The organism is Cupriavidus sp. 05T41, assembly GCF_056396525.1.
The window spans coordinates 80,046-88,286 of record NZ_JBFTLQ010000057.1; the positions used below are offsets into that span (position 1 = coordinate 80,046).

Genomic DNA, 8,241 nt, shown 5'->3' on the forward strand with positions numbered 1-8,241 from the left:
GCCGCGATGTCGCGCAGCCGGCCGCTCTCGCCGCATAGCCCGCCGCGGCCGTCCCCGGCACGTGCGCCGGGCCGCAAGCCATGGCCCTCAGCCACGGCGCCGTGGCTGCGGCGCAGGCGCGCGCCCCGGCAAGGCGTGGTGACGCTCGACCGCCAGCATCTCTATATCCTGCCCAGCCGCGCGGGCCTCGGCTTTGCATTGCTGCTGCTGGCCATGCTGCTGACTTCGCTCAACTACAACATCAGCCTCGGCTTCGCCCTCACCTTCCTGCTGGGCGGCATCGGCATGGCTTGCATGTGGCAGGCCTACCGCAACCTGCTCGACATGACCGTGGCCGGCGCCAGCGCCGCGCCGGTCTTCGTCGGCGAGTCCGCTGCGTTCAGCCTGCGCGTGGCGGGCGTCGCCGGCGACGATGCGCCGGTGCGCATCGGCATCGAAGCCACGCTGCCGGCGCAGGCCGGAGCGCCGCCGGCCAGCCTGAGCCTGGCGCGCGGCACCGCGGGCACGCTCACGCTGCGGCTGCCCACCAGCCGGCGCGGCTGGCTTGCGCTGCCGCGCGTGACGCTGTCGAGCCGCTTTCCGTTCAACCTMTTCCGGGTATGGAGTTACGCCGACCTGCCGCTGGCCGCCCTGGTSTACCCGCTGCCCGAGGCCGGCGCACCGCCGCTGCCGTTCGCCACGCAGGCGGACGAGGATGGCGCGTCCACGCTGGTGTCGGACGACGGTACCGACCAGTTGCGGCGCTACCGTAGCGGCKACCCGCTACACCGCATCGCCTGGAAGCACAGCGCGCGCACCGGGCGCTGGCTGAGTCGCACCGGGCAGTCCGGCAGCCAGCCGTCCTGCTGGCTCGAATGGCATTCGATGCCGCCCGCCCTGGGCAACGAGGCACGGCTGTCGCGCCTGTGCGCATGGGTACTGGCCGCGGGCGATGCAGTGGAGATCGGCCTGCGGCTGCCCGGCGTGGAGATCGCGCCCGGCCGCGGTGGCCCGCATCGCCGCGCCTGCCTCGAGGCGCTGGCGCTGTGGCCTGGCAAGCCGGGACAGCCCGCGCCGGAAAGCCCGCGATGAAAGCGCCGCCGCGCGCGCTCGCCCACGAAGAGCACGGCCTGTTGCTCGGGCAGCTGGCGCTGGTGCTGGCGCCGCAGGCACGCGGGCTGCCCGTCACCATCAGCGTCCTGCTGGTCTTGCTGATGGGCTGGCGCTGGCTGCTCTGGCGCCAGCGCGCGCCGCTGCCGTCGCGCCTGATGCTCGGGCTGACCGCCGGGCTGGTGCTGCTGGTGGCCGCGGCGCTGGCGTGGCAGGCCGGCGGCAACATAGGCMGCGATCTCTCGGTGGCATTGCTCGGCGCCTTCGTCGTGCTCAAGCTGCTCGAGTGCCGCGTGCTGGCCGACGCCACGCTGGTGACGCAGCTCTGCTTTTACCTGCTGCTGAGCCTGTACCTGTTCGACCAGCCTTTCTGGCTGGCGCTGTATGGCCTCGCCATCGCTGCCTKGCTGCTGCGCAACTGGCTGTTCCTGGGCCATCCGGAGGCGCGCGGCTATCTCGCGGTATGGCCGCTGCTAGGCCGGCTGACGCTGATCGGGCTGCCGTGGGCGCTGGTGCTGTTCGTGCTGTTTCCCCGCCTGGACCGACCGCTGTGGCGTTTGYCGCAGGCCGAGGCGGTAGCCGCCACCGGCATCAGCGACACCATGAGCCCCGGCAGCGTGAGCCAGCTGACGCAGTCGACCGAAGTGGCGCTGCGCGCCGACGTGCAAGGCGGCCCGCTGCCGGCCGGCGCCCTGTACTGGCGGGCGCTGGTGTTTTGGCAGTTCGACGGCCAGACCTGGCGCCCGGCGCCGGGCAGGCAACGCGCCGCGCAGCCCGCGCCGGGGCTGCCGCCAGCTGCCGACGCGACGGACACCGTGGCTGGCACAGCCGCGAACACGGCGGCGACCGGCGTGATCGACTACAGCATCACGCTCGAACCCAGCCAGCACCCGTGGCTGTTCCTGCTCGACCGCGGCCAGGCCATCGCTGCCGAAGCCGGCGCCACGATCAATGCCGACGGCGAGTTTTTCGTCCGCGACGCGGTCGACCGGCGCCTGCGCTATCGCGCGCGCTCGGCGCCGGGCGCAGCGCAAGCGCTCGATCCGCAGGCACTGCAACTGGCGCTCTCGCTGCCGCCCGGCAACCCGCGCAGCCGCGCGCTTGCCGCCGAATGGGCGCAGCGCTATCCGGAGCCTGCGCAACGCGCGCAGGCCGCGCTGCAGCTGTTCGCGGCGGCGCCGTTCGGCTACACGCTGTCGCCCGCCCCGCTCGGGCGCGAACAGATCGACAGCTTCCTGTTCGACACCCGCCGCGGCTTCTGCGAGCACTATGCCAGCAGCTTCGTCTTCCTGATGCGCGCGGCGGGCGTGCCGGCGCGGGTGGTCACGGGCTACCTGGGCGGCGAGTACAACCCGATCGGCGGCAACTACATCGTGCGCCAGGCCGATGCGCACGCATGGGCGGAGATCTGGCTGGCCGGACGCGGCTGGGTGCGCGTCGATCCCACCAGCGCGGTGGCGCCGAGCCGCGTCGAGCGCGGCATCGACGCGGCGCTCGACGCCAGCGAGATCGAGGCGCTGCGCGCGGTACGCGACCCGGGCTGGCTGCGCAACCTGCGCTGGGGCATGGATGGCATGGTCTACACCTGGCAGCGCTGGGTGCTGCAATACGATCGCGGCCAGCAGGCCCGGTTCATGCATCGGATAGGCGTCGGCGACAGCCTGCCGCAGGCGTTGCTCGGCGGGTTGGCCGCGCTCAGCCTGCTGGGGCTGGTGCCGCTCATGCGCCGGCGCCGCGAGACCGATCCGGTACAGGCGCTCTATGCGCGCTTCTGCCGGCAACTGGCACGCCACGGGTGCGTACGCTCGCCTTCCGAGGGGCCGCAGGATTTCGCCGAACGCGCGGCGCTCGCCTGGCCGGCCGCCGCCCGCRCCGTGCACGATTTCAACCAGCGCTATGTCAGGCTGCGCTACGGGCAACTTGCGCCGGCGCTGCGTACGGCCGAGCTGGCCGCGCTGCGCCGGGCCCTGYGGCAACTCCACCGCACCCCGCGGGGCGCATGAAGCTGCCGAGCCGCCCGTCATCTCGGCGACTTGTTTCAAGTGATATAATTTCATACGAAATCAATTCGCCAGTGCAGCACCCGCTTGCGCCGGCATCACCAGAAGCATTACGCCTCCATGTCGTTCGAAGACCGCATTGAACGCTTTTGTGCCAGCCACCCCGAGGCACCGCGTGACCTGATCCTGGCCTCGCGGCTGCTGCTGCGCACGGCGCGCCTGCTGCGCGACCATATCGACCGGGCACTTGCACCGTTCGAGCTGGACCTCCAGCAATACCTGGCGATCAGCATGCTCGCCACCGATGACGCCCAGCCGACGCTGCCGTCCGAGCTAGGGCTGACGCTCGACGCCACCCGCACCCAGATGACACGCCTKATGGACAGCCTGGCAGCGCGCGGGCTGGTACGCCGCAATGCTTCCACGCAGGACCGCCGCAGCACCGAGCTCGTGCTCACCGCGGCCGGCCTGCGCCTGCTCGAACGTGCCGCACCGGCGGTGCACGCCGCTTACGCCGAAGCCTGGCAGCCACTGGGAGACAGCGGCCTGGGCACCACCACGCGGGCCCTGAACCGCATGCACAAGAACCTGCTCGCGCTGGAGCCATGAGATCAGGCTCTGCCTTGCGCCCGCTTCGGCTCGGGCTGCGCTGGCTGCGCCTGCTCAGCCGCCGGCAGCGGCAGACACTGGTCATGCTGCTGCTCGCGCTGGCCACCTAGGTCGAGTTTCTCGAGAACATCATGTTCGTGTTTGCGTCCAGCCACATCGTCGGCGGCGTGGACGCGGACCCGCGCAGCTTCGCCCTGGTCCAGGCCGCCTACGCGGTCGGCAGCATGTTGATGATCCTCAAGCAGCAATGGCTGGCGCAGCGCTTCGGCTACCGCTACTACCTCACCGGCGCGCTGCTGATCTTCATGGCGGGCACGCTGGCGGCGGCGACCAGCCATTCGCTGCCGCAGCTGGTGGGCGCGCGCTTCGTCCAGGGCGTCGGTGGCGGCGCGCTGTTTACGAGCTKCCGCATCCTGGTCAATGTGATGTTCGCGCCGGCCGACCGGCCCCGCGCGGCGCGCATCTTCATGCTCGGCATCTTCTCGGCCTCCGCGGTGGCGCCGGCACTGGCGGCGGAACTGATCGAGCGCGGCGTGTGGCAGGACGTGTTCTACGGCGCGCTGCCCTTCGCGGCGCTGGCGGCGCTGGGCGCGTGGCTGCTGCTGCCCGATGCGGAGCCGGGCAACGACGACCAGGGCCCCGCGCTTGGCCCGCTGCTGCTGTTCGGCGCGGCGGTAGTGTCGCTGCAGGCCGCCCTGACCGAGGCCCGCTTCGACGTCTTTTCGCACCCGCTGCGACTGGTGGCGATCGGCGCGGTCGGGGTCGGCCTGTTCGGCTKGTTCCTCTGGCAGCAATGGCACCACAGCGCGCCAGTGCTGCGCGTGCGCGCGCTGCGCAACCCCGTCTACCTGACCGGGCTGGGGATGTACTTCGCCTACTATCTGATCAGCAACCTGAGCGCCTACGTGTTCCCGATCTACGCGGAACAGGCGCTGGGCATGCCGCTGGCCACCACCGGCTGGCTCAACAGCTTTGCCGCCATGGTCAGCCTGGCCGGCATCGTGGTTTATCTGCGGGTGGCGCCAAAGCTGCCGCACAAGAAGCCGCTGATGGCGAGCGGGCTGCTACTGATGGCAGGCGCGGCATGGTGGTTTTCGTCGATGCMGCCGGACGCCGGTACGCAGGCGCTGATCGCCGGGCTGATCGGCAAGGGCCTGTTTGGCGTGATGGTGATCATCCCCATCGCGGGCCTGACCTTCCGCTCGCTGGCCGAGGAAGACTTCGCGCATGGTTATCGCAGCAAGAATCTGCTGCGCCAGATCGCTGCCTCGTTTGCCTCCGCGCTGGGCGCTGTACTGTTGCAGAACCGGCAGTTCGCCGTGCACACCAGCCTGACCGGCGCCCTTGGCCAGCACACCGCACAGGCACAGCAATGGCTGGACGCGGTGCAGGCGGGCTGGAGCGCGCGCGGCTTCGATGCCGGCAGTGCGCACCAGGCCGCGATGGCGCAACTCGCCAGCCTGGTCGACTCGCAGGCCCGGCTGATTGCGTGCGAGGACCTGTACCGGCTGATCGCGGTGCTGGCGTTGACCGCTGCGGCCTTCATGCTGGCTCAGAGACGCCTGGACTGAACGGAGCGCGACTGAACGGAGAGCGGCAGGGACTGGTTCGGATACGGCGTGCGTGCCGCGGGGATGGTGAGGCGGGCGTCACCGCTTGGCGGCTTGCCGTGGGCAATGCGTGTGGCCGGGCTGGATCGCTGCGGCGCGCTTGCGCGATACGGGCACTGCATCTGCCGGCAAAGCCGCCGGCGACATCGGAGTCCTGCGCTTAGAACAGCGGCAGCTGGCGCATGCCGAAGCCGATGGTTTCTTCCACACGCATGCGCGCATGCACGAGCGAGCCTTCCGCGCCGGAATAGTTGCCGGCGGCCCAGTGATAGACAACCGGCAGCTCGCCACGATCTGACAGGCGTACCTCGCCAAGCTTCTCGCCACGCTCATTGCGGTAGAAGTGCGAACGGTAGCCACGCTCCCAGTGCGGGGCTTCAGCTTTCTTGCGGCGGCGCGGAGAGGGCGTCGATTGCGGCAGGCGCCGCGCTCTTTCGGTACCCGTGATCGCGGACGCGCGGGTGAAATCCAACTGCATAGACTTCCTTGTGTCTTCGAGTCAGCAAGACGAATTCGCAACAAGGGCCTGCAGCCGTCGCGGCGTGTCTTGCGTCGCAGTCGAGATAATACCTGTTACAGCGCGTTCTGACAGCCCTATTTGCACCGGAATTCGGCTTCCAGCAAGGCTTGGCGGGCCGGACGTATACCTGGCGTATACGTCCGCGTATACGTCCGCGTATACGTAAACGTATACGCGTTTACCGGCCCGCTCACGTTTTCCKACTCGATTATCACCGCGCTTTCGGCGGCGGCTTACCACGCTTCCAACGACGCTCAACCGAGGTCGAGCGGGATGAAAATACGGGCGTCATCGCGCTGCACCAGCAAGGCGACCTGCTTGCCGGACTTCGACACCAGCGCGCGCAACTGATCCGCCGAACTGATCGGCGTGCCGTTGATCGACAGTATGACGTCGCCGGGCTGGATGCCTACCTTGGCCGCCGGGCCCGCGACATCCTCCACGACCAGGCCGCCGTCGATGCCGCTGTCGCGCTTCTCCGTGGGGCTCAGCGGACGCACCGCCAGGCCGAGCTTGCCACCCGCATTGTTGGCGGGACTCTTGTCGGCGACAGCCGCATCCTTCGCCGTGCCGATCTTGACGGTCAGGGTCACGGGCTCGCCTTTGCGGATCACCTTGAGCGAAGTCTGCGTGCCCGGCGCGAGGTCGGCGACGTGCTCGGGCAGGTCGCCCGAATGATCGATCACGTCGCTTCCCAGTTGCACGATCACGTCGCCCGGCTTGACGCCGGCCTTCGCCGMGGGGCTGTCAGGCTCGACCGAGTTCACCAGCGCGCCGCTGGGCTTCGGCAAGCCGAACGATTGCGCCAGGGCCTGGTTTACCTCTTGCACGCCGATGCCAAGACGGCCGCGCGTAACCTTGCCGTGCGCGACCAGTTGCGCCTGCACCTTGCTGGCCACGTCGATCGGAATCGCAAAGGAGAGTCCCTGGTAGCCACCGGTCTGGCTGTAGATCTGCGAGTTGATGCCGATCACCTCGCCGCGCTGGTTGAACAGCGGGCCGCCCGAATTGCCGGGATTGACGGCAACGTCGGTCTGGATGAACGGCACATAGGTGTCGTCCGGGAGCGAGCGCGACTTGGCGCTGACGATGCCGGCGGTCACCGTGTTTTCGAAACCGTAAGGCGATCCGATGGCGAGGACCGGTTCGCCCACGCGCACGCGCGACGGATCGCCCAGGCGCACCGTCGGGAGATTCTTCGCATCGATGCGGATCACGGCGACGTCCGTCTGCGCATCCGCACCGAGCACCTTGGCCTTGAACTCGCGGCGGTCCGTCAGCTTGACGGTTACCTCCTGGGCGCCGTCCACCACATGGGCATTGGTCATGATCAGGCCATCCGGGCTGATGATAAAGCCCGAGCCGAGGCCACGCACCAGCTGCTGCTGGCCGCTCTGCGGACCCTGGAACTGCGGACCGAAGCGCTTGAAGAACTGGAACAGCGGGTCGTCGGGGTCCATGCCCTGCGGCACCTGCGCCGAGGTGCGCTGCGCGCGCGCGGTCACGCTGATATTGACCACGGCAGGGCCGTACTGGTCGACGATGCCCGAAAAATCAGCCGGGGTGGCCACGGCCACTGGCTGCGACGATGCCGTCGCGGGCGCCTGCGCGGCATATCCCGGCGTGATGACTTCCTTCTGCAGATAGGTATACCCCCCGGCGAGCGCAGCCAGGGCAGCAATACCGATGGCAGAGCGGGCTAGTGTCTGGCGGATCATGGCGTCTTCCTTTCCTGAGTTACCTTGGGCGTCCTCGAGCCGGGACGCGACAGGACCATGCTAAGGGGCCATCCTTAAACCAGACTTAAKGGAAGGAAAGGAAGTGGGAACTCTGGAGTCCGCGGCGTACTAGCTGGCCGCAGTCATTTGCCCGGGATCGTTATTTTCCGACAACATCGCGCATAATGCGCGCTTTTGCGCTGAATTCAGGCGCTTGGCGGCAGCCTCGGCCTTCGAGGCTTCCGAGCGATTTTCGAATTCCTGCCAGGCGAGGATCCGGATCGGCTTGCGTGAACGCGTGTATTTGGCGCCGGTTCCTGCCTGATGCTGGGCAAAACGACGCTCCACATCGGTCGTGATGCCGGTGTAGATGGTATTACCTTCGCATTCGAGCAGGTAGAGAAACCATGAAATGTTGCTCTCGGCTGGCATCCGGGGCGATTAGAGGTATATGGAAACAGAGCAATTATGCCGGCTGGCACGATGACTGCAAAGGCACCGTGCATTCAGGCCATCGCAAKACCGCCGCTGCGGACCGGTCGCTGCAAATTGGCCGCCATAAATCGGCCGCCCCAAAAGCAAAACCCCCCAGTACTTGCGTACTGAGGGGTTTAAAGGGAGAGCCTGGCGATTACCTACTTTCACACGGGTAATCCGCACTATCATCGGCGTGGAGTCGTTTCACGGTCCTGTTC

At 68.3% G+C, this 8,241-nt stretch carries 6 protein-coding genes and 1 pseudogene; 4 read left to right on the top strand and 3 right to left on the bottom strand.

From position 1 onward, the window contains the following. Positions 1 to 6 precede the first annotated feature (6 nt). The 4 genes and pseudogenes from AC1DKV_RS27880 (at position 7) to AC1DKV_RS27895 (ending at position 5,269) form a co-directional block, all read left to right on the top strand. Complete coding sequence (locus tag AC1DKV_RS27880; RefSeq protein WP_477138430.1) at positions 7 to 1,071, top strand: DUF58 domain-containing protein; 1,065 nt, start codon at positions 7 to 9, stop codon at positions 1,069 to 1,071. After that, positions 1,068 to 3,092: a transglutaminase TgpA family protein gene (locus AC1DKV_RS27885; RefSeq protein ID WP_477138431.1), complete on the top strand. Its 2,025-nt coding sequence runs from the start codon at positions 1,068 to 1,070 to the stop codon at positions 3,090 to 3,092. Before AC1DKV_RS27880 ends, AC1DKV_RS27885 begins: the two co-directional genes overlap by 4 nt. Before the next feature lie 117 nt (positions 3,093 to 3,209). Next, the gene (locus AC1DKV_RS27890; RefSeq protein WP_441621844.1) at positions 3,210 to 3,698 is read left to right on the top strand and encodes a MarR family winged helix-turn-helix transcriptional regulator; all 489 of its coding nucleotides are present in this window, start codon (positions 3,210 to 3,212) and stop codon (positions 3,696 to 3,698) included. Further along, positions 3,695 to 5,269 (top strand): annotated as a pseudogene (locus tag AC1DKV_RS27895) (MFS transporter). Before AC1DKV_RS27890 ends, AC1DKV_RS27895 begins: the two are co-directional and overlap by 4 nt. A gap of 199 nt (positions 5,270 to 5,468) precedes the next feature. On the opposite strand, the gene AC1DKV_RS27900 reads toward AC1DKV_RS27895, so the two are convergent. From AC1DKV_RS27900 to AC1DKV_RS27910, 3 genes are all read right to left on the bottom strand, one after another. Beyond that, entirely contained in the window at positions 5,469 to 5,786 is a 318-nt protein-coding gene (locus AC1DKV_RS27900; protein ID WP_441621841.1) for a hypothetical protein, read from the bottom strand. Between the two features lie 296 nt (positions 5,787 to 6,082). Beyond that, the gene (locus AC1DKV_RS27905) at positions 6,083 to 7,546 is read right to left on the bottom strand and encodes a DegQ family serine endoprotease (protein WP_477138432.1); all 1,464 of its coding nucleotides are present in this window, start codon (positions 7,544 to 7,546) and stop codon (positions 6,083 to 6,085) included. Positions 7,547 to 7,675: 129 nt separating this feature from the next. After that, positions 7,676 to 7,978 (bottom strand): GIY-YIG nuclease family protein, encoded by a 303-nt coding sequence (locus AC1DKV_RS27910; RefSeq protein ID WP_441650226.1) that lies wholly within the window; start codon positions 7,976 to 7,978, stop codon positions 7,676 to 7,678. Between the last annotated feature and the right edge of the window lie 263 nt (positions 7,979 to 8,241).